General features: G+C 58.2%; 18 protein-coding genes and 1 tRNA gene. 8 read left to right on the top strand and 11 right to left on the bottom strand.

Annotated elements, in window-relative coordinates:
- Positions 1-358 precede the first annotated feature (358 nt).
- Positions 359-793, top strand: coding sequence for a DUF6634 family protein (locus ASE04_RS32190; RefSeq protein ID WP_056818149.1), 435 nt, complete (start codon positions 359-361; stop codon positions 791-793).
- A 618-nt stretch (positions 794-1,411) separates the two neighbouring features.
- The gene (locus ASE04_RS13860) at positions 1,412-1,687 is read left to right on the top strand and encodes a helix-turn-helix transcriptional regulator (protein ID WP_056818147.1); all 276 of its coding nucleotides are present in this window, start codon (positions 1,412-1,414) and stop codon (positions 1,685-1,687) included.
- Here the strand turns inward: ASE04_RS13860 and ASE04_RS13855 are convergent.
- The 3 genes from ASE04_RS13855 to ASE04_RS13845 form a co-directional block, all read right to left on the bottom strand.
- A complete protein-coding gene (locus ASE04_RS13855) occupies positions 1,674-3,638 on the bottom strand; it encodes an AAA family ATPase (protein WP_056818145.1) in 1,965 nt (654 codons plus the stop codon). The genes ASE04_RS13860 and ASE04_RS13855 overlap by 14 nt on opposite strands.
- 1 nt (position 3,639) lies before the next feature.
- The gene (locus tag ASE04_RS13850) at positions 3,640-4,026 is read right to left on the bottom strand and encodes a hypothetical protein (protein WP_056818143.1); all 387 of its coding nucleotides are present in this window, start codon (positions 4,024-4,026) and stop codon (positions 3,640-3,642) included.
- A 1,455-nt stretch (positions 4,027-5,481) separates the two neighbouring features.
- A tRNA-Leu gene (locus ASE04_RS13845) sits at positions 5,482-5,566 on the bottom strand.
- 181 nt (positions 5,567-5,747) lie between these two features.
- Between ASE04_RS13845 and lipB the strand changes: the two genes are divergently transcribed.
- Positions 5,748-6,467 (top strand): lipoyl(octanoyl) transferase LipB, encoded by a 720-nt coding sequence (lipB, locus tag ASE04_RS13840; RefSeq protein WP_056818141.1) that lies wholly within the window; start codon positions 5,748-5,750, stop codon positions 6,465-6,467.
- Positions 6,468-6,522: 55 nt separating this feature from the next.
- On the opposite strand, the gene ASE04_RS13835 is transcribed toward lipB, so the two are convergent.
- Positions 6,523-6,888, bottom strand: coding sequence for a hypothetical protein (locus tag ASE04_RS13835; protein WP_056818139.1), 366 nt, complete (start codon positions 6,886-6,888; stop codon positions 6,523-6,525).
- A gap of 246 nt (positions 6,889-7,134) precedes the next feature.
- Positions 7,135-7,857: an HAD family hydrolase gene (locus ASE04_RS13830; RefSeq protein ID WP_056818137.1), complete on the bottom strand. Its 723-nt coding sequence runs from the start codon at positions 7,855-7,857 to the stop codon at positions 7,135-7,137.
- A gap of 197 nt (positions 7,858-8,054) precedes the next feature.
- Here ASE04_RS13830 and rpiA point away from each other — a divergent pair, with 197 nt between their 5' ends.
- The 3 genes from rpiA (at position 8,055) to gor (ending at position 10,845) form a co-directional block, all read left to right on the top strand.
- Positions 8,055-8,753: a ribose-5-phosphate isomerase RpiA gene (gene rpiA / locus ASE04_RS13825; protein ID WP_056818135.1), complete on the top strand. Its 699-nt coding sequence runs from the start codon at positions 8,055-8,057 to the stop codon at positions 8,751-8,753.
- A 17-nt stretch (positions 8,754-8,770) separates the two neighbouring features.
- Positions 8,771-9,346: a DUF2059 domain-containing protein gene (locus ASE04_RS13820; protein ID WP_056818162.1), complete on the top strand. Its 576-nt coding sequence runs from the start codon at positions 8,771-8,773 to the stop codon at positions 9,344-9,346.
- Positions 9,347-9,459: 113 nt separating this feature from the next.
- Positions 9,460-10,845 carry a glutathione-disulfide reductase gene (gor, locus tag ASE04_RS13815; protein ID WP_056818133.1) on the top strand — a complete coding sequence of 462 codons (1,386 nt, stop codon included), beginning with the start codon at positions 9,460-9,462 and terminating at the stop codon, positions 10,843-10,845.
- A 9-nt stretch (positions 10,846-10,854) separates the two neighbouring features.
- Here gor and ASE04_RS13810 read toward each other — a convergent pair whose 3' ends face one another.
- Complete coding sequence (locus tag ASE04_RS13810) at positions 10,855-12,153, bottom strand: TadE/TadG family type IV pilus assembly protein (RefSeq protein WP_156408785.1); 1,299 nt, start codon at positions 12,151-12,153, stop codon at positions 10,855-10,857.
- Positions 12,154-12,439: 286 nt separating this feature from the next.
- Here ASE04_RS13810 and ASE04_RS13805 point away from each other — a divergent pair, with 286 nt between their 5' ends.
- Complete coding sequence (locus ASE04_RS13805) at positions 12,440-13,813, top strand: class II 3-deoxy-7-phosphoheptulonate synthase (RefSeq protein WP_056818130.1); 1,374 nt, start codon at positions 12,440-12,442, stop codon at positions 13,811-13,813.
- 54 nt (positions 13,814-13,867) lie between these two features.
- On the opposite strand, the gene ASE04_RS13800 is transcribed toward ASE04_RS13805, so the two are convergent.
- The 5 genes from ASE04_RS13800 to ASE04_RS13780 form a co-directional block, all read right to left on the bottom strand.
- The gene (locus tag ASE04_RS13800) at positions 13,868-15,604 is read right to left on the bottom strand and encodes a pilus assembly protein TadG-related protein (protein ID WP_056818128.1); all 1,737 of its coding nucleotides are present in this window, start codon (positions 15,602-15,604) and stop codon (positions 13,868-13,870) included.
- Positions 15,601-16,023 (bottom strand): TadE/TadG family type IV pilus assembly protein, encoded by a 423-nt coding sequence (locus ASE04_RS13795; protein ID WP_056818126.1) that lies wholly within the window; start codon positions 16,021-16,023, stop codon positions 15,601-15,603. The genes ASE04_RS13800 and ASE04_RS13795 overlap by 4 nt, the downstream gene beginning before the upstream one ends.
- Positions 16,024-16,194: 171 nt before the next feature.
- Positions 16,195-17,106 carry a hypothetical protein gene (locus ASE04_RS13790; RefSeq protein ID WP_056818124.1) on the bottom strand — a complete coding sequence of 304 codons (912 nt, stop codon included), beginning with the start codon at positions 17,104-17,106 and terminating at the stop codon, positions 16,195-16,197.
- 122 nt (positions 17,107-17,228) lie between these two features.
- A complete protein-coding gene (locus ASE04_RS13785; protein ID WP_056818122.1) occupies positions 17,229-17,753 on the bottom strand; it encodes a DUF1003 domain-containing protein in 525 nt (174 codons plus the stop codon).
- 77 nt (positions 17,754-17,830) lie between these two features.
- Positions 17,831-19,687: an LTA synthase family protein gene (locus ASE04_RS13780; RefSeq protein ID WP_443216866.1), complete on the bottom strand. Its 1,857-nt coding sequence runs from the start codon at positions 19,685-19,687 to the stop codon at positions 17,831-17,833.
- Between the two features lie 278 nt (positions 19,688-19,965).
- On the opposite strand from ASE04_RS13780, the gene ASE04_RS13775 reads away from it, so the two are divergent.
- Positions 19,966-20,799 carry a TolB family protein gene (locus ASE04_RS13775; protein WP_056818119.1) on the top strand — a complete coding sequence of 278 codons (834 nt, stop codon included), beginning with the start codon at positions 19,966-19,968 and terminating at the stop codon, positions 20,797-20,799.
- Positions 20,800-20,808: the final 9 nt, after the last annotated feature.

Raw genomic sequence — 20,808 nt, 5'->3', positions numbered from 1 at the left:
TGGCCGCGTCAGAACGGACCGGCATCAACCCCGGCGGTAGCGGCCAGACCCAGCATGCACTAACATTAAACCCGGATCACCCGATTGGGGCAGGCCACGTCCACTCGTCATTCTATGGCCTCTGGGTATTAAGGTGCCGATCCATATCGTTGCGGCCGCAGACCGAATTGTCGACGTGCGATCGGTGCGGCCTTTTCATCTCGTTTCCGCCGTCCACCGTGAGAAGATGGAAACGTTCAATGAGATCCTCCTCCGCTTCGGTCGAGATTTAGCCTTATGATCGAAGGGGTGATCTGCATCAGAAATTAAGAGTGACCGTACCGCAACCGAGTTTCAGATCAATCCTCATGAAGGGTCAATGGTAGTGAGTGAGGTCCCGACAGAAACCGATCTGGCGGCCGCACCCCTCCTTCGGGGATGGGTGCTCGAGAGCCCATCGTACAGCCGACCGTGGCTCTACGGCTGGTTCTTTGGCCACCCGGAAATTGACGAGGGTGACCACAGTCATACCTCTCCCGTCTTGCATATGGATACGGGGACCCCCGCCCGTTGGGCGAGGACGGATAGCCGCCTGTACCGGCTCGGGGAAACCTATCCACCAGCAGAGCGAGAAATCCGCTATTGGGCGCAGAAGCTTCGTAGGCGACGACACCTTCCACTGGGAGAGGCGCCCGGAGGTGGAAACGACATCGACGCGATGATCGCGTTCATCCGGGAGGAAAAGCCCCTCCGGGAACAGAAGCTCACACGCATGGAGCATGGGTATCGCGCGGAGCAGAACCGCATTAGGTAGCTAGATTGCTCGAATTCAAACTTTCACTTGGCGACGCTGAGTGCCGTGGGGGGCATGCCGGAAACGTGGACGAACCAGCGTCCGGCTTCGCCCCGAATGATCCGCCTGCTGAATGAGGAAGTCCTTCAGGGCGGTAGACTGCCTGTGATTGAGCGGACGCCAACCAGAGACATACCGAATCTGTGTAGTCTGAGCTGCGGCCATAGCTTTTGTGCACGGCGGGCAGTCGGCAGCGGGAAGAATGGACAATCGGCAGCTTGGAATGGCGTAAGGTCTCGAAAGCCTATATACTCCCAGACAAAGTAGTCCCTTACATCCGAGAGTGAAATGGACGAACAACAAGATAAAAGCCGGTCAGGTGACAAACATCTCATTATTCCGTCCGTGAATTCCGGCGACGGCGCTGGCGATATCGGACCCAGCCTGCGAGAGGACACAATTCGAACTCGGATCACAGTCAAGGAAGGCCGGCGGCGTGAAACTCTGAAAAGACGCGGTCCCTCTAACACCGCCTGAAGGATTCGCTCGTCTTTTTTGATCGTTTTGGCTGGAATACCGTCGGCGAATCCTTGCGCTAATTGTTGACAACGCTTTTCAAATGAAGCCACGCTCGGATTCATGGATTCGACGTCGGACATTATGAATGCGTTGCGCGCCGCACGGGCGCTGCTGGACCTCAGCCAGGAAGAGCTCGCGGTTGCCGCAGGCGTCAGCCGTCAGATTATTGTGCGAATAGAAAAATGCGAGGGCAACGTGCTGGCCGAAGCGATCGAGAAGGTGCGTATCGCATTGGAAGCCGCCGGGGTCGTCTTCGTGGAAGGCAACGCGACCCGAGGGCCCGCTGTAGCGTTGATCCGTCGCCGTGGCTCGGGAATAGAGTCTACAGCCGAATAATCGACCTTTCAGAACCAACAAACGAAGCGGGGTTCCTGGACACTATGGCGGCGACATCATCCGCGGTGAGTGCGCCTTTTTCCAGAAGCTCTCCAGTGATTTCCTCGAGGGTGCTCGTGCGCTCGGCGACGAGTAGTTTTGCTCGCAGATACTGTTCATCAAGGATACGACCGACCTCCCTGCGCAGATCGTTGGGGAGCCTTGTGGCGAAGTTTGAATCCACTCTGGTAGCCTCGGTCAGGAACGCCAAGCTTCTGCCTAGTCCGTAAGAGCAGAGCATTCGCGCGGCGATGACTGTCGCAGTCTCGAGGTCGCTTCCTATTGACCCGCTGAAACCGTTCGATTTCGATCCCAGCGCGTGCTCCTCGGCGGCTGCGCCTGCCAGGGCTCTGCAGATGTAGTCTTCGAGAGCCTGCCGTGTCTGGAGCAATTGGTCTTCGCCAAAAGTCTCATACAGTGTAGCGCCGGGCGCAACTCGCTTCGAATCAAGCCAGCGGAACTTTTTACGCAGTGAAACGCTGACTCGGCACCCTGGAAAGAGGACACAGGCGGCCAAGACGTGTCCAGCCTCATGCAATGCAATGCGACGAGCTTCGGGATCGGAAAGCTCTTGCAGCGGCGGTAGCGATTTGACGACGTCGTCGACCTGAACAGCGCGCCCAAAATAGCGGCTGCGCTGTTTCGCCTCCCGTGCCAGCATTTCCAGGTCGGCGCCGCTCCATCCGTTAAGATCAACGGCAATCGCCCTGAGTGCATCTTCTGGATTCTTGATGCCTAGATGGTAGCGGAGGATGTCGAAGCGGTCCTCCGCGTCTGGTAGCTCGACTTTGATATGCCGTTCGATGCGACCGCTACGCAAAAGGGCAGGGTCGATCACGTCTGCATAGTTGGTGGCAGCGACGACGAGTACTTGGTCTCGTCCTTGCGCGCCATCGATGCACTCGAGCAGGAAGTTGACCACCTGGCGCGAGTAGTCGATGTGATCGCCGCTGAACTTCGCCCGATCGCCGATTGAATCCAGTTCGTCCAGGAACAAGATTGATGGCTGTTTTGCCCGCGCCTCCTCGAAGGTTTCCCTCATCGCGCCGAGGAGGTCTCCGAGGTGCCCGGCCGATTGCCAACGCGACACCGACGCCGCGATAAAAGGCAGACCGGCCGATCGCGCAAACGCGCGAGCAAAGAGAGTCTTTCCAGTGCCTGGGGGACCATGCAAGAGGACACCTCGGGACATCTCCGCCCAATCCAACGCTCCGCTTCTGACGCGGGCGAGGTCAGTGACGAATGCACGAGCCCAAATCTTTGCGCGGCCATAACCAGGAAGATCTTCGAGAGATGGACCATCCGCAGTGGCGCTCCCGACAGTGCTTACGAGACGTCGCGCTTCGGCAGCCGGGAGACTGGGCCTGCTGACGACTGGAACAAGAAGAGAGAAATCCAACGCCGCGACGACCTTCGCCGTTTCCTCATCGAAAGGCGTGTGGCCAAGCAGTCGACGCACGGCTTGTATGTGCCGAGCCGTCGGACGGATCAGATCGACAAGCGCGTCCGCGGCTATAGCGAGGTCCGAGGGGATTTCAGTGCGGCTTGGGGCGAGGACGATGATGACCTCGTATCTCCCGTGCTCCTCTAAAATGGGATTTGACTGTTTGAACCGCTTTCGCAGCGGCGCTTCCACTACATGTACAAGAACCCTTTGCTCGGGAGCCCGGCGGGTCCGGGATCCCAGCGACCCCGTCAACAGCAATTCTGCTGCCTTTCGGTGAGCTTCGCTGACTTTGACGCCACCGGTGATGACAACAACGATCGAAGGAATTCCGTGCATCAGAGGGTACTGCCCTCTCAAGGTGGCCCGCAGCGCCGCATATGCCAGGAATAGAGCTGTTGACTGACGGATCTTCGCAAATACATGCGGGATCACGTACCTGCTACGGACGTTGGCGGCGGCAAGCACCCTACTTTCCATCGGTCGCGCCCCAGATCTGAACCATGTCCTTGGCGAACGGCGAGGGTTTCCCAAGCCTATACCAACGCTCCATGGACCTCGCGACGCCGCCCTCGACAGACAGCAGTTCCAACGGTGCCGTGAAACTCAGCCATTCCTCTCCGCGCGGATCGACTTTTTTCTGATACCGGAAGTACCCAGTCAGCATCGGTACCATGCGGGACTCAATGTTCCATTCCTCCACCAGCGGGCCGTCATCCGGATTGAGAATGGGAAGGGAGCGATCGACGAGAATCCTGCTTAGGTCCGCGGTGAGACTAGCAGATGAGTTGATGCGCGCGCTGATCGCTCGTGGTGACGAGTTGCCCTCAGGCTCTCCAAATCGAAGTAGTTTCATCGACGAATCCTTCAACGACTCATGAGCGCTGCGCTCATGTTGTGAGTATTTTGTCGCTCATCGCCCGCAATTTGTCAACAATGTCGACGGCGCGGCGGCTGTTCGCGGGAGCTGCGCTCGGAGCTGAACCGCTGGAACTCGATGGCGCGGCTTCAGTCGTGACTGCCATCTGGCGCACTCAGTAAACCGAGAGACGTCCGTGCGGAGTGGCAGAGCTTGCTCCTATCCGTCGCGTATTCGATCGAACCGAGACCCGAGTTGTCGCAATGAAACGCACCCTTGGCGACATTGCGGACCGACGGAAGAGGTCGAGCCAACAGATTGTGGCGACGCGGGGCGGCTAGCGAGAACCGTGGACAGGTTCTGCTACTCGATTGCCGCCAGCTTGTTGCGGCTTTCTCGACCCGCCTTGCGATCTCGTCGACGCGCCCGGCCAGTTGGCCGGTTTTCGATTCCAGCCACTCTGTCGCCATTCCGCGCGTCGAGAAGGATCATAGGCGATGCGTCGGCTCGGCATCTGCTTGACGTTGGACCATGTATATCCGACATGCCTTCCACTCGTCCGATGGAACGAACTTGCCGTATCCGGCGAGCATTTTTTGGGCGGTCCAAGGCCGATTGGAATAGTACCGACATAGACGACACTCGGTCGCCGCGCCGCCGCACGGAGGTCCTCCCGAGATTTTTCATCGCCGTCGATCGAAATTCGGGCGAGCTCCTGAAACGCACCAGCGATGACGATCCGATGACCTCGGTCTTCGAGAGCTTTGAAGAGGCTGTCGCCAAATGCCAATGCGGTCGCGAATCCCCCACGAGACGCGGTCACGTCGAGTTGGAAAGACCCGTTCGGAAGCCAAAAGTAGTCATCAATGCCATCGGGTCGAACTGCCGAGGCTTCGAAACGTCTATTCGAGGCGAGGTGTCGAGAGCCGTTTGTGACTGTGCCGTACGACATGTCTATCGATCTCAATACAAGCGATGATAGGAAACGGTGTATGGGCGCCGGTTTATCGCAGAGGGTCGGCGACTTTATTCCGCTGGGCGGTCGCTCATCGGGCGCTCGAATTCCTGAACGCCTATCCGGAACCGGCGGGACATGGCCGCATTCATAGCGAGGCGTCGGAGTCAGTTAGCTGGACAGGAAAAATCGTTACCCTGGCAACAAAATACTCACCTGGTGAGCATGGTGTTCTGCGACGGCTTGTAATATGTTTCAATGATCGCAGTTTCCACGACGAATGCACAGAGCTGCTTACATCGTTTCCGCGACTCACGCGCTGTAGGGGGACAAGCGATAAGCTTTGAGGTCCGAACGAAACTAGGATCAATTTTTCTGATCCTTTTGGCCACCAAAACCTACATAAAAAGTGCGATACAAAATGGGCACAAACTGTGCCACAAAGGATTCGATGGAGTAGCAAAAAAATTAGTAAAAACAATACCCCAGGAGGGGGTTGGTGCGGTCGAGAAGACTCGAACTTCCACGGGTTGCCCCACAGCGACCTCAACGCTGCGCGTCTACCAATTCCGCCACGACCGCATCGTGGTAGGTGCCGGTTTGTGCCGGCGACGCAGCATGTAGCAAAAGGATTCCGGAGGCACAAGTACGATGTGACAGTTTTTTCAAAAGAAATCACAGCATTTGAATCGCCCCTCAAACGGAGCCATATAGAGCCTCGCGCGCAGGGCCCGCGCAGCTTCAGGGCCGGCAGGATATCCACATGCTTCGTACCGATCTCAATCTATCAATGCTTCCTGGGCCGGGAACTGCTGCGGTCCGCTGGCGGATAAGCGACGGACTCGTGCCCTATCAGGAGGCTGTGGATATCATGGAGCGGGAGGTCGCCGAGATCGCTGACGGCGCCGACGAACTGGTCTGGCTTCTGGAACATCCGCCTCTTTATACCGCCGGCACGAGTGCTGATCCGAAGGACCTCGTTCAGCCTGACCGTTTTCCGGTGTTCGCGACAGGGCGCGGTGGAGAATATACTTATCATGGCCCCGGCCAGCGGGTCGCTTACGTCATGCTGGACCTCAAGCGGCGGCGTCAGGACGTGCGGGCTTTCGTTGCTGCCCTGGAAGAAGTCATCATACGCACGCTCGATTCGATGAACGTTCGCGGCGAGCGGCGGGAGGATCGAGTCGGCGTTTGGGTTCGGCGTCCGGACAAGCCTGTATTGCCCAACGGATCCGTCACCGAGGACAAGATAGCGGCGCTCGGCATTCGCTTGCGTAAGTGGGTGACGTTTCACGGGCTATCATTGAACGTCGAGCCCGAACTGGATCATTTCGGTGGAATCGTACCGTGCGGGATATCCGCCTATGGCGTGACCAGCCTAGTGGATCTGGGTCTTCCGGTCATGATGACCGATGTCGACACAAACCTTCGCACGGCGTTCGAATCGGTATTTGGCGCGACCACGGCCGACATCTGTCCGTAGGCTTAAGCCATAGATGAGGGCAGAGTGACTGCCCTCATAATCTCCAAGCAAGAATCTACTTGTCGCCGATGTCGCGGCAGGCGTCGGAATGCGATGCTCCGCCGTCGCCGCCCGCCGTGTGAACCCGACCGGTCTGGGCTGATGGGCAATCGGGAAGCGGCTTGATACTCCCAGTCGACATCTTGTCAACGGACGGAGACATGCGAACGGGAGCGAAGCCATCGCTGTCATTGGTGTAGTCGTTCGAATATTCCGGCGCCTTGTGCTGCGCATAGTGCATAGGCTTTGATGGCGCAACCTGTACGGGAGCAAAGCCGTCACTGTCGTTGGAATAGTCGTTCGAATACTGGGGCTGTGCGAAGGCGGTTCCAGCCAGACCAAGGGCAAGAATTCCAGCCGCTGCGGCAAATCGAATATGCATTGCAGTTCTCCTCAATCCATCGTTGCAAAACAACGTGACTTCCAACCCTCGGCGAAACCAAGTTCGCGCTTCAATTAAGGCGGGATTGTGAAGAAAATAGCCGCAGCCATCCCACGATTTTTCAAATGAAAATCACGGGCGCGCGACTGGATTTGATAGAACTTGATGGAACTCAGTTACGAGCACGGATTGCGGCGAAGTAGCAATTCACCGCAACCCAAGAGAGATTTCACCGTTGTATGCAACTTAACTATGGCCGGCGTTTGCCACCACGCCGTTTGCAAAAGTCGGATTAGCGGATTGCAGCAGCTCTTCAATCAAATCCGATGTGAGTTCGTCGAAGTGTGAAATTATCGTTGTGGGCTCAAGCGTCGCCACTGGTACGTCGGAATAGCCGAACGGAACCGCGATCGAGGGTATCCCGGCATTGCGGGCCACAAGGATATCGTTGATGCTGTCACCGACCATCACCGATCGCGACGGATCGCCGCCGGCGCGCCCGATCGTTCCAAGCAAGTGACCGGCATCTGGTTTGCGCATGGTGAAGGTATCGCCGCCGGTGATCGCATCGAAGTGGCTGGTCAATTCGAGACGATCGAGAAGGGTGCGGGCGAGGCCTTCCAGCTTGTTGGTGCAGACAGCGAAACGGTATCCCTTGCCTTTCAGGCGTTCCATCGAGCGGAGCAGTCCGGGGTAGGGGTGCGTTTTACCCGGCATGTTCTCAGTGTAATGCGCGATAAAGCGGTTGAGCAGCGCGGGCAGCTCTTCATCGGTCAATGGATGGCCCTGGAGCCGGCAGGCTCTCTCGATCATGACCTTGGCGCCATGGCCGACCAGATGGGTCAGGTCTTCGTATCGCACCGGAGCAAGCTCCAATGCCGCGATCGTATGGTTCAAGCTCTCGACAAGATCGGCATGTGTATCGAGCAACGTTCCGTCGAGGTCGAAAACGATCAGTGCAGGTGCCATGGATTTAATCCGCTTGCTATCTGTTGTGCTCATTCCGACGTAGGCGATGATCTCGGCAAACGCAACGTTACAGGTACTTTACTTCGCGCTGCGAAAACTCCGGCGGATTTCGAAAAGTGGTGGCGTTATTTGGCTTTCGTTTGCAGGACGAGGCGTGTAAACAGCTCATCCAACGTAACATTTGGAGTTAGCGGCGCATGGATGCCCGCGAAATGAAAATCAAAGCCGCCGAGGCTGCGCTTGCCCACGTCGAGTCGGGAATGCGGCTTGGAATAGGAACGGGAAGCACCGCCGAGGAATTCGTGCGCCTGCTTGCCGAGAAGGTGGCCAACGGTTTCAAGGTCGAGGGTGTTCCGACATCGGAACGGACAGCAAGACTGTGCGTGGAGCTCGGCGTGCCGTTGAAGTCTCTCGATGAACTGCCGCAGCTGGATCTGACAATCGACGGCGCCGACGAACTGGACGCGGCTCTGCGTCTTATCAAGGGCGGTGGCGGTGCTTTGCTTCGCGAGAAAATCGTCGCCGCGGCATCCGATCGGATGATCGTGATTGCGGATGAGAGCAAGCTGGTACAGACGCTCGGGGCATTCGCGCTGCCGATCGAAGTCAATCAATTCGGTCTCGTCGCCACACGTATCGCGATCGAGAAGGTGGCATCGAAGCTTGGTCTTACGGGAGCGCTTTCACTGCGCAAATCGGAAGACGGAACCTTCATGACCGACGGCGGCCACTATATCGTCGATGCATCTTTTGGCCGCATTCCTGATGCAGAGGCGCTTTCAAACGAGCTGAATGCAATCCCAGGTGTGGTTGAACATGGACTCTTTCTCAATATGGCCACGCTCGCAATTATTGCCGGTCCGGCGGGTGCGCGCACGCTGCAGGCAAACAGGTAACAGGAGCTATGAAACTCATGATTAAATTGGCAGGCCTTGGCCGTTTTGCCGCTGCAACCGTTATTCTTTCCGGCGTAGCGATCGGTGCCGTTCAGGCCCAGGAAGCAAGCCCCGAGCAGCTGAAGGCTGCCAAGGCTGCAATCAACGCGATCGGTGCAACGACCCAGTTCGACAACATTCTTCCCGGCCTGGCCGAGCGCCTGAAGGCCGACCTGATCCAGGATTCGCCGAACTATCAGGACGCTATTACCGAGGAAGTCGACAAGCAGGCTCTCGCACTGGCGCCGCGCCGCGCCGACCTCGAGAAGGAAGCCGCTCTGACCTACGCCAAGTCGTTTACGGTGGAGGAACTCAACGCAATCGCCGAGTTCTACAGCTCGCCTGTCGGCCAGAAGCTGTTGAAGGACGGCCCGATCGCGTCGCGTGAAACCGTAAAGGCTGCCGACATCTGGGCACAGGGCATTTCGCGCGACCTGCAGAAGCAGACGAGCACCGCTTTGAGCAAGGTCGTCAAGGCTCCTCCGGCAGCAACGGCCGATCCGGCAGCTGCCCCGGCGGAAAAGCCAGCCGCAAAGCCGGCCGCAAAGCCTTAAGTCTTTCAGACCCCACGAATTTCGAAAGCCCGGCATCGTCCGGGCTTTTGTTTTGATTGGCGCCGACACTATATCAGGTGCATTCCCTTCTGCGATTCCTTCCGGAGTTTCTCATGACATCCTACGACTACGATCTTTTCGTCATTGGCGGCGGTTCAGGCGGCGTGCGCAGCGCCCGCGTAGCGGCGGCGCTCGGAAAGAAGGTCGCGATCGCGGAGGAATACAGATACGGCGGCACCTGCGTCATCCGCGGCTGCGTGCCGAAGAAGCTTTTCGTCTACGCGTCCCAGTATCACGAACATTTCGAGGACGCGGCGGGCTTCGGCTGGGACGTCGGCGCAAGCTCGTTCAACTGGAAGAAGCTCATCGCCGCCAAGGATGCCGAGATTGCGAGACTTGAGGGGCTCTACAAGAAGGGCCTCGCCAACGCCAACGCGGAAATCCTGGAAACGCGCGCCGAACTCGTCGATGCACACACCGTGCGGCTGATCAAAACCGGCCAGACGGTCACGGCGAAGACGATCGTGATCGCGACGGGCGGCCGCCCGAACGAGCATCTTGCTCTGCCGGGGCACGATCTCTGCATTTCCTCCAACGAAGCATTTCATCTGGAGGAGTTGCCGCGTTCGATCGTCATCGCCGGAGGCGGTTATATCGCAGTCGAGTTTGCGAACATCTTCCATGGGCTCGGGGTCGAGACGACGCTGGTTTACCGGGGGGCGGAAATTCTGTCGCGTTTCGATCAGGACCTGCGCCGCGGGCTTCACGAGGCGATGACAGAAAAAGGTATTCGTATCCTCTGCCACGACACCTTGGAAAAAGTCTCGAAGAGCGACGACGGGCTGCAGGTCGAGACGCTGAGGAATGGCACGCTAAATGCCGACGTTGTGCTCCTGGCGCTCGGGCGTGTGCCGAACACCGAAGGGCTCGGGCTGGAGGCTGCCGGCGTGAAGACGGACCAGCGGGGCGCGATCGTTGTCGACGAATACTCAAGAACGAGCATCGACAACATCTACGCGCTTGGCGACGTCACTGATCGGGTACAGCTGACGCCGGTCGCGATCCACGAGGCGATGTGCTTCATCGAGACGGAATATAAGAACAACCCAACAAAGCCGGACCACGATACCATCGCAACCGCGGTGTTCTCGCAGCCCGAGATCGGAACCGTCGGCTTGAGCGAAGAGGAAGCGGGCAGGCGTTACAAGGAACTGGAAGTTTACCGTGCCCAGTTCCGTCCGCTGAAAGCAACGCTTTCAGGCCGCACCGAGAAGATGATCATGAAGCTGATCGTCGATGCCGCGAGCCGCAAGGTTGTCGGCGCGCATATCCTGGGTCATGACGCCGGCGAGATGGCGCAGTTGCTCGGGATCACCCTGAAGGCCGGTTGCACCAAGGACGATTTCGATCGCACGATGGCCGTTCATCCAACGGCGGCGGAGGAGCTCGTCACCATGTATGCGCCGAGCTACCGCGTTCGCGACGGGCAAAAAGTCTAAGCTGCACCCTCAGCTCGTCAGGCGTGGCGTTCTGATGACCTTGAGGAAAAGGGCCTTCATGGCGTCGGCGATACCTTCGGTCGGCGTCACTTCGAAGTAGAGGCCCGGCGTTGCGCAGTCCTTCATCTTCGTCGGGATTTCACTTTGGAAGGGCTTGATCCAGGTGTTGTACCAGCTGTTCTTGGGCAGCGGCAGATAAGTCGTGTAGAGAACCGCGATCTTGACGCCGCGGTCTTTCAGCGGCTTGCAAAAGGAGGTGTCGATCGGCTCCTGGCAGCGGTCGCCGGTCTTGGATTTGGTGCAGTTGGTCTTCTTGCTGTCGCCGACGCCATCAGACACGAAGAACAGGATTTGCTGGGGCTGAGATGTGTTTGCGCCATCGCCCGATGTGCCGATGATCTTGTTCATCTGCGTCAGGGCGCTGTCGAAGCTCGTCTGCTGGTCGTTGTTATACCCCTGATAGGGGATCGACATCAGCGTGACGGCATTGGTGTAGGTTGCCACCTGGTCGAGGTTGGGGATCGGTGAGGAGATGGTCGTCAGCGTGGCGTCTTCCGCCTTCGTGCCGAACGTGTAGACGCCCATCTTGAACTGATTGTCAGCCGTCCGTTCCGTCTTTGCCGTCGCTGTCAGCTGTTGCGTTGCCTGGCGCACGACGTCGACGCGGAGCGTCACCCCATTCTGTCGCGCGATATTGTAGTAGCTGTTCTTATCCTCGACCCCTGCCGTCGAGACGATGTGGCAGGCGAAAGCGCAGGTATCGGATGTCTTTCGTTCCATCGTCGCGACATCTGCCGGCGTCGCACCGACGCCCATCGACGGGGTGTTGTCGAGAAGGATATAGAAGTTCATGAAGGACGCCGTCTGAAACATCGCCGTCGCGGTGCCCGAAATCGGAATGTTCTTCTGGCCGAAAAGCTGCATGAACGTCGTCGGGACATTGGCGCTGAACGAAACCGTGGCATTCAGCCGATTTGATGCGCGGCTGACCTGGGTGTCGATCGTTACCTGGTTGGCCGTAATTTCTCCCTGCATCTGCCCGGAAAAGATGCTGCGGGCGTCGTCCTGACCGGCGGAGATCGGACCATCGGCGGTCATCGCCATGGCGGCAGCGGCGGCCGGGGATTTTTCGGCAATCGCGCCGATCGCCGCTGCGTCGGCGGCGGAGTAGAGCTGCGTGCGGAGGCTCAACGCATGGGAGAAGTCGATTGCGGTGCCAGCCGCGCCGATCAAGGGCACGATAAGGATGGCAGTTATGACGCCGAAGTTCCCGGAACGGTCGCTGAGAAAACGCGAGAAGCCACGCAAGATGCTAATCCCATGGTTTCACCATCACATCGGTGTCTCAAAGCGGGATCTTCATGCCCGGCCCTCAAGCCTGTCTTCTAGGCTAAAAAATTGAATCAGATGCGAAATCTCTTGGTTAACCGAGTCTTGACGGCCCGAGGGCGCCCGCTGGAGAAGCTGTCAAATCGACTGCAATGCAACCCTGCAACGCCGCTAGGCAACGGGACGCTAAAGGTTTATAAGCCGCCCAACATTTTGGACAGGAACTTCCGGCAGCTGGCGCGGATGGTTGAGACAGGTGAGTGAGATGGCACAGAATTGGACCCCGAGCAGTTGGCGGCAAAAACCGATCCAGCAGGTGCCGGACTATCCGGACCAGGCTGCATTGGCTGCAACCGAAGCTCAGCTCGCCTCCTATCCGCCGCTGGTTTTTGCCGGGGAGGCTCGCCGTCTGAAGAAACACCTCGCCAATGTGGCCGAGGGTAACGGCTTTCTGCTCCAGGGCGGCGATTGCGCCGAAAGCTTTGCCGAGCATGGCGCTGACAACATCCGCGACTTCTTCCGTGCTTTCCTGCAGATGGCCGTCGTTCTGACGTTCGGCGCGCAGCTTCCGGTCGTCAAGGTCGGCCGCATTGCCGGTCAGTTCGCCAAGCCGCGTTCGTCCGGGATTGAAACGCAGAACGGCGTTTCGTTGCCGAGCTATCGCGGTGACATCGTCAACGGCATTGAGTTCACCGAAGACGCTCGTATCCCCAATCCCGAGCGCCAGGCGATGGCCTATCGCCAGTCGGCAGCCACGCTCAATCTTCTGCGTGCGTTCGCGATGGGTGGGTATGCGAACCTCGAGAACGTGCATCAGTGGATGCTGGGCTTCGTCAAGGACAGCCCGCAGGGCGAGCGTTATCACAAGCTTGCTGGTCGCATCAGCGAGACCATGGATTTCATGAAGGCGATCGGCATCAGCGCGGAAAACAATCCGAGCCTGCGCGAAACCGATTTCTTCACCAGCCACGAGGCGCTGCTTCTCGGCTATGAAGAAGCCCTTACGCGCATCGACTCCACCTCGGGCGACTGGTACGCGACCTCAGGCCACATGATCTGGATCGGCGACCGCACGCGCCAGGCCGACCACGCACATGTGGAATACTGCCGTGGCATCAAGAACCCGATCGGTTTGAAGTGCGGCCCGTCGCTACAGGCTGACGATCTGCTGAACCTGATCGACATCCTCAACCCGACCAATGAAGCCGGTCGCCTGACCCTGATCTGCCGTTTCGGCCATGACAAGGTTGCCGATCATCTTCCACGCCTGATCCGTGCGGTCGAGCGGGAGGGCCGGAAGGTCGTTTGGTCTTGCGATCCGATGCATGGCAACACGATCACGCTGAACAACTACAAGACACGGCCGTTCGAGCGGATCCTGTCTGAGGTCGAGAGCTTCTTCCAGATCCATCGTGCGGAAGGCTCGCATCCTGGTGGCATTCATATCGAGATGACCGGCAAGGACGTCACGGAATGCACCGGCGGCGCGCGCGCCCTGACCGGCGAAGACCTGCAGGATCGCTATCACACGCATTGCGATCCGCGCCTCAATGCCGATCAGGCACTCGAGCTTGCATTCCTGCTGGCCGAACGCATGAAGGGCGGCCGAGACGAAAAGAGAATGGCCGCAAGCGCCTGATCTTTCTGAATGCCGAACACATTAAAAAAAGCCCGGCAATCCGCCGGGCTTTTTTTATTGGACCAGCACAGATTGCTGGCAGCGTGCGTCGGTCATCCGCACGTCAGCTTCGCCGATCTTGATGCCGAGCATCAGAAGCGTGTTGTAGAGCAGTTCGTCCAGCGGCGCTGTTGCGCCCGACAGCGTGTCGGCGATCGCCGACATCACGGCCTTGTTGGTTCCCAGCGCGATGAACAGCAATTGCACCTGTATGTCCGTGTTTTTAAGCAGCGACTGGACCGCGGAGGTCAGGCTGTCACGGGTCGAGACGTTCTTGATCGTCTTTGCTGCGATATCAGTGCTCTGAAAGCCCAATCGGGTTTTCGAGGTGTTCGTCAAATTGACATCGGCCATGCCTGTGACCCGCAAAAGCGTGGCGTCGATGATCGTTGCAGGCGTCACTCGTGGCTTGTCGCCGAAATTCGCCATGGCGGAAGGATCCACGTCGCCAAGCGCGATCTCCGCTACGCCCGGGACGACATCAACCCCGATACTCGCATTCTTGGGATTGCCGCCCAGGCAGCTGAAGGACGCCAGCTTTGCCTCTGCGTAGGCTGCTTCGACATAGAGCGGTACGCGTACCTTGAGGCCGGCGATCGTGGCGAGGCCCGGGATACTTGCCTCGATGGCGAGGCGGATCTGGGCGGTTCGGACCGCTGCTCCCGTGGCGCCCACGGCATTGGACGCAACGCCTTTGGGCCGTTCACCGATCGAGAGTTTCAGGGTGATACTTGTCAATCCGGGCACGGTGCCGGCGAGATTGACCGCCACCTGGTTCCTCTGGTTTGCCGCCATCGCGGTCGCAGAGAGGATATCCATGACGGTCGCATCGACGAGAAGATGCGAGCCACTGCCGATCACGCGTTCGCTCATGGGGCCGAGATCGACCAGATCCTTCAGCTTCACCTTCAGCTGCGTTGATCCCAAGCCCTTCTCCAGAGCTGCGAGCGCCTTGGTAACGGTCGAAGAGAGGCCAGGGGTTTTGCCGAGCGTATTCAACAGCCGCGGATAGGAAATGTCGGTGTTCAGCAGATCATCATAGGTCGCCGCCTTCAGATTGAGGCTCGTGGCAAGCAGATCGAGATAGGAGAGCAGATCGACGTCCGCGGCCGCCAGGGCTTCGTAGTCAGCCACCTTCAGCGATACAGTCGTGCCGAGCAGACTGCCGAGCAGTGCATTCAGGACGCCGCCGTTCAGACTGGCGAGACGTGAACCGATCGAAAAGGCGGCGATTTTCGAGGCCGACGCGGTTCCGGTAGCACCAAGTGTCGGAGGAGTTGCAAAAGACGCGGCGAATGTCAGTTCCGCCTTCTGCTGCACTGCAACCTTTACGGCATCATATGGTTGGACGCCGGCGACAAAGCGCTGTGCCGCCGTTAATGATGGATCAGCCACGTAAACGCCAGGCGTGTACTGAACCACAGCGTCATATTGAGAGAGTTTCCCGGTGTTAGACGGCAGGCTGCCTGACGGCGTCAAATAGCCGTTAGTGGTTTTCACCGCGACATTGAGGCCATTTTTCTGGAAGTTCGCGACGAGATTGGAGGAGGCATTAGCGATGTCGGAGGCCGCGACGATCGCGCCGATATCACTCAACTGCTGTAGCCGCCGCTGCTGGAGCGTCATCATTCCGTAGTCGACGCCAAGCGCCAGCGTATAGAGGATTAACGGAGCGCACAACGCCGCCATGATCGCCACATTCCCATCCCTCGCGGCAAGGAATTTGGCAGGAGACCCACGTCCTAGGTTCATATGCCACCCATACGGATCGTCGCAAAGCGACGGATGGTCGTGCTCGGAATTGGAAATGTGTATAAATTCCAGATAGGTAGGGCGCTAGCGTCGTATTCCGTGGTCACCGTGAACTGGTTGCTGTTCTGCGGATCGGTAGCGACAGTGACTTGCAGCTTCTTCCGATCGATCAGCGGATCGTTCAGCGTGGAGACGGCGATGTAGTTATTGACGAGCGTGACGCGCTCTTGCTCCGAAATGCCGGCGACCGCGGTGCGCGCCGCATCGGCGGTAAGCTGCTGCAGGGCATGAGCAGCGCTGAGATAGATTCCATATGCTATCAGCGTCAGAACAACGAGAAGGAACAACGGCGCCACGATCGCGAATTCGATTGCGGCAGCGCCTCGCGTATTCGACAGGAGGCGGCGAATGGTGTTCATGATGACCACTCCTTACGCTGGTCGAAATATGTTCGACAACAACCCAAGGATACATCTTGATTTATTAAGTTTTACTTACCTAATAAACCTACTGCGTGTATTCGGCGCAGGACAGCGCGCTGACGAACCTTCGCGGAAAAGTGGTGCAGGCGGATTTTTCGTCTATATTTTTCAGTTGCTTGGGGGAGGCTGCTTCGCCGCCCAATGGATTGATTGGTCCAGCTGAGCGAATTTGGCGGCCTGCCAATAGAAGTAATCCTCTATGAAAACTTGGGACACCCACAGGCGCCCGCGTGCCTTTTCCCAGCCTATCAACTTGTCGGTTTCGGCCTTTTTGAACATCCGCTTCAGATTCGTCAGCGAAATTCCGAATTCGGTCGCGATTTCTGTCGGGCTTACGCCATCGAGAACGACGCGATCGTGCTCCCGTGCGTCGTCGGGCAACCGACTGACGAGATCATGCAGCACAAGCCCGCCGATATCAGACCAAAGGAAATGGCCGATGCTGTCACGCGGGTGTTTCCACGCAGGATCGCGTATCAGTGCGGTGGCAGCATGCGGTTGCGCCAGGGTGAAGAGGTGTGGTTCCGTCTGCGTCAGAGCAGCCCTGTTACCACCGTCGAGCTCATCCAGACAAGCCATGTGCCCGAGGAACCACGAGAGCATCGCTTCGTCGCTGGCGTCGGTCGTCTCAAGGCGGCGGATACGCCGGTCCGGCGTGTCGTCCGGCACGTTGCGTAGAAATCGATAAGCGACCAGTTCGGAGAGAAACGAGGCTGCGGTGTTCCTGCTGGCAACATCGAACTCCGCCGCCGCCTGCATCAACCTGCTGGCCGTCAGACCCGAGAGCGGGTCGCTTCGATCTCGCCCGGCATGCATCGCGAACAGCGTCTGTGTCAGCAGCCATTTGCGGTGCGATGCCGCAAGGCGCGCGAGACGGGGTGTCTTCCTGTGTATCTCGATCAGGTGGAGCGCTATTTTTCGCTCGATAGCCAGGAAGGAGGGATGACGCAGTATTTCCTGACTATCGTGAAGCTTACCGACGAGCTTGGGTCGGGAGGAGAGAGTATGAAATTCATCCATCTTGTTTGCAACAATGTATCGTCGATCAAATTTCTCTATTCGAATATTGAAAAGGCAATTTCAATGCGAAACTGCCCGGCATGCGCATGATTACGGTAATATAGTTAAGTGGCGCCGCCGGATCAGCCGGAGATCTTCTGAGACAGCTGAGCGATCTCGGCGCGTAGCGCTGCGATTTCCGTAAGAACACTCATATCGATCTTCTGATGAAGAGAAAGAACTTCCAATTCGGCCTTGAGATTAACTTCGTAGTCTTTCGCCGCCTCGAACCGATCACGCTCGGCCTGCCGGTTCTGAGACATCATGATGATCGGTGCCTGGATCGCGGCCAGCATCGACAATATGAGATTGAGAAAAATGAAGGGGTAGGGGTCGAAGGCACGCGTCAAGAGAACGACCGTGTTGACGACGCACCAGAACACCAGAAATGCCAGAAATGTGAGGATGAAACCCCAGGACCCGCCGACCCGCGCGATGGAGTCGGCAAAGCGTTCACCGTAGGTGGATTCGGCCTTGAGCGCCGCGTTTATGTCGGTGGAGATGATCTTGCGTTCGTGCGCCTTGGCAAGCACACGTTTCTCAATGTCGCCGAGTTCGTCGGCGGACTTGCCGAAGTGGATGTGAACAAAGTTGGGCAGATTATACATGGATCGACTCCCGATGCGCTATTCGCTTTTCGGGGCGAGTATTCCGTTATGGCGTCAAATTGCAATCTACCATGAGGTTAGGTTCCAGAATCCTGAGCCCCTGATGTCTCGGGGAAGAAGCGGGCGCGGGACTGCGCCTTTCCGAACATGATGTCATGCTGCAGATATCGGTAGTCGCGAACCAAGGGATCGAGTCCGGCCGGTTTCAGCACCCAATCAGGCGTCGGCGTGCCATCTCGCGCGATCAGCTGATAGCGATCGACGATCGGATACTTCTTCTGCATCCGCCCGAGGAAACCGGTGTAATAGGGGTGCTCGTAGCCAGCAAATTTCAGCAGATGATAGGGTAACATCGACGGGCTGACCGTGCCGATATCGCTCTTGCTGCCCTTCTTGTTCGACCAGATGACCAGCGGCGTCTCGTGTTCCTTCTTCATCACGGCTACCGGCGCCTTGCGGGTGGCGACCTGATCCGGCATGTAGCCGGTCGTCGTGTAGACGCTGCCCAGTGGGGGAAGGTGATCTCCCCACAGGATGATGATGGTTTCGCGATCGCGCTTCGAAGCCCAGTCCGTCAGCATCTTGAAGCTTTCGTCGGCTTCCTTGATGCCCTGCGTGTATGTCGCAAGCGTTGCGCGTTCGCCATCACTGAGGTTGCCCTGGATGTCGATGCTGTTGTTTGCGTAGCGGTTCGGCTCGTAAGGGCCATGACCCTGGAGGGTAACACCGAAGAAGAAGAAAGGACGATCAAGCCCGTCGGCTTCCTGCATGATCTCCTTCATCAGCGCGTCGTCGGATGCGAAGATGCCGCGCTTCTCCATCGCAGGCATGGTTTCCTCGCTTCTGAACTCCTCGAAGCCGAAATCCTTGTAGACCTCGTTGCGGTTCCAGAACCAGCCGCTGAAGGGGTGCAGGGCGCGGGCGACATATCCCTCGCTGCGGAAGAACGTCGCGAGCGACGGTACGTCGGTGCGTATATACTGCTGATAGGGAATGCTGCCATAGGGCAGGAAAGCGTTCGAGAATCCGGTCAGCGCCTCAAACTCGACGTTGGCGGTCATGCCTCCGAACTCCGGAGAGAAGACATGGCCTGACTGCGCGGCGCGGATGTTCGGCATCGGGTCGGCGGAAAGCGTCACCGAATTCAGCCGTGTCGGATCCCAGAAGGACTCGCTCATCAGCATGATCACATCCGGCTTTTCGTTCGGCCCGCGCAGGTAGCCATAGTTGCGAGCGGGAATGGCATCGAGCGCCTGGGAGCCGAACCCGCTCGGCGCTGCAATGTCAGCCATCGGCACGTTGAAAATGAAGGCGAGGATGAAGCCGTTGCTGCGATAGTTCTCCTTCTGGTCCCACATCATCGGCACGACCTGCAGGCGATCGCGGATCCACGAATACTGCGAGTAGTCCATGAGCGAGCCGAACGCGAAAATGACCGGCAGGCAGAGGCAAAGGCGGCGGACGCGTGCCTTGTGGGACACTTTCGGCAAGTGGCGCCAGCAATAGCGCCAGGCCATCATCAGGCCCGCCGCAAAGACGACAATGCCGATGACGAGCGCCACCGCCGTCAATGGCCGGTCGCGAACCATGACGGGTAACAGTTCCACGATCTGGCGACCGAACAGCACGTCAGACGGATACAGCGGATCACTGAGGTAGTGCTGTTTCTGATTGGAAACGAAGGCCGGAATGAGCACCAGCGGCAGGATGATCAGAACGGATTGGAAGCGGCGGCCAAACGCTGCGTCGAGAGACAGCATCAATACCGTCAGCATCAAGACGGTCGTCACGCCGGGACGTGCCGTCGATGTCAGAAAATCACCGACGTCGGTGAGGCTGCCGCGAGCAATTATCTCCACCGCGATCGTCGCGAACAGCGCGATCAGCGTCGACAGGAGGATGCCGATCCCAGCGCGCACTGCGGACGAGCGTATGTTTGCGTCGATCCCGGAATAGAACGACACGACGCGCACCGCCGCTCCGGATCTGATTACTTGCGCGATCAACGCCTCAACTCCAACGTCATCAAAACTTCTTGGAACTGTCACATCCACGTCATGAACGCTAGATGAACCGATTAAGTTTCCCGGGATTGCGCAGCTTTTTATCGTTGTGGGCCAAAGGCGTAGGCGAGGGCGTCGCATTGCCGTCCTTGCGCCGGGCTGCGGCCTATCGTAGTTGATGATCCCCACCCGGCAGCGAGGAGGACGAAGTGCGGAGTTCGGTTGAGATTTACAATGTACGAACGGGCGAAACACGGATCGTTTGGCAGACGGCGGAACTTGTCGAGGCGCCGAATTTCGCGCCCGACGGACGCTATCTCCTGCTGAACGGCGACGGACGCCTCTATAAGCTGCTGCTGGACGGGTCCAGGCGCGTTGAAGAAGTCGATACGGGCTTTGCCGTCACGTGCAACAACGACCACGGCATTTCCCCTGACGGATCGCAGATCGTCATCTCCGACAAGACCCAATTCGGCAAGTCGACGATCTATGTTCTTCCTATCGAGGGGGGGACACCGCAACTGGTGACGCCGAAGCAACCTTCCTATTGGCACGGGTGGTCGCCCGACGGGAAAGAGCTTGCCTACTGCGGCATCCGGGACGACCTTTTCGATATCTACACGATCCCGGTTGCCGGTGGCGAAGAGCAACGGCTGACGCAGGGCGAAGGCCGCAATGATGGGCCGGACTATTCGCACGATGGTCGATGGATCTATTTCAATTCGAGCCGCACCGGACTGATGCAGATCTGGCGTATCCATCCTGACGGTAGTGGCCTCGAGCAGGTCACCCACGACAATTACGGCAACTGGTTCGCGCATCCGGCGCCGACGAACGACAAGGTGCTGATCCTCTCCTACGACCCTGACGTCTTCGATCATCCCCGCGATCTCAATGTCCGCTTGCGGATGATGGACATGGACGGTGGCAACCTCACCACCCTGTTCGAGCTCTTTGGAGGGCAGGGAACCATAAACGTTCCGAACTGGTCACCTGATGGTGACGAATTTGCCTTTGTGCGCTACTTCCCGGTATCGGACTGACAGCTTGCG

The sequence above is a fragment of the Rhizobium sp. Root708 genome (assembly GCF_001429725.1).
Lineage (GTDB): Bacteria > Pseudomonadota > Alphaproteobacteria > Rhizobiales > Rhizobiaceae > Rhizobium.
The sequence above is the reverse complement of the archived record's forward strand: the minus strand, read 5'-3'. Positions and strand labels throughout refer to the sequence as shown.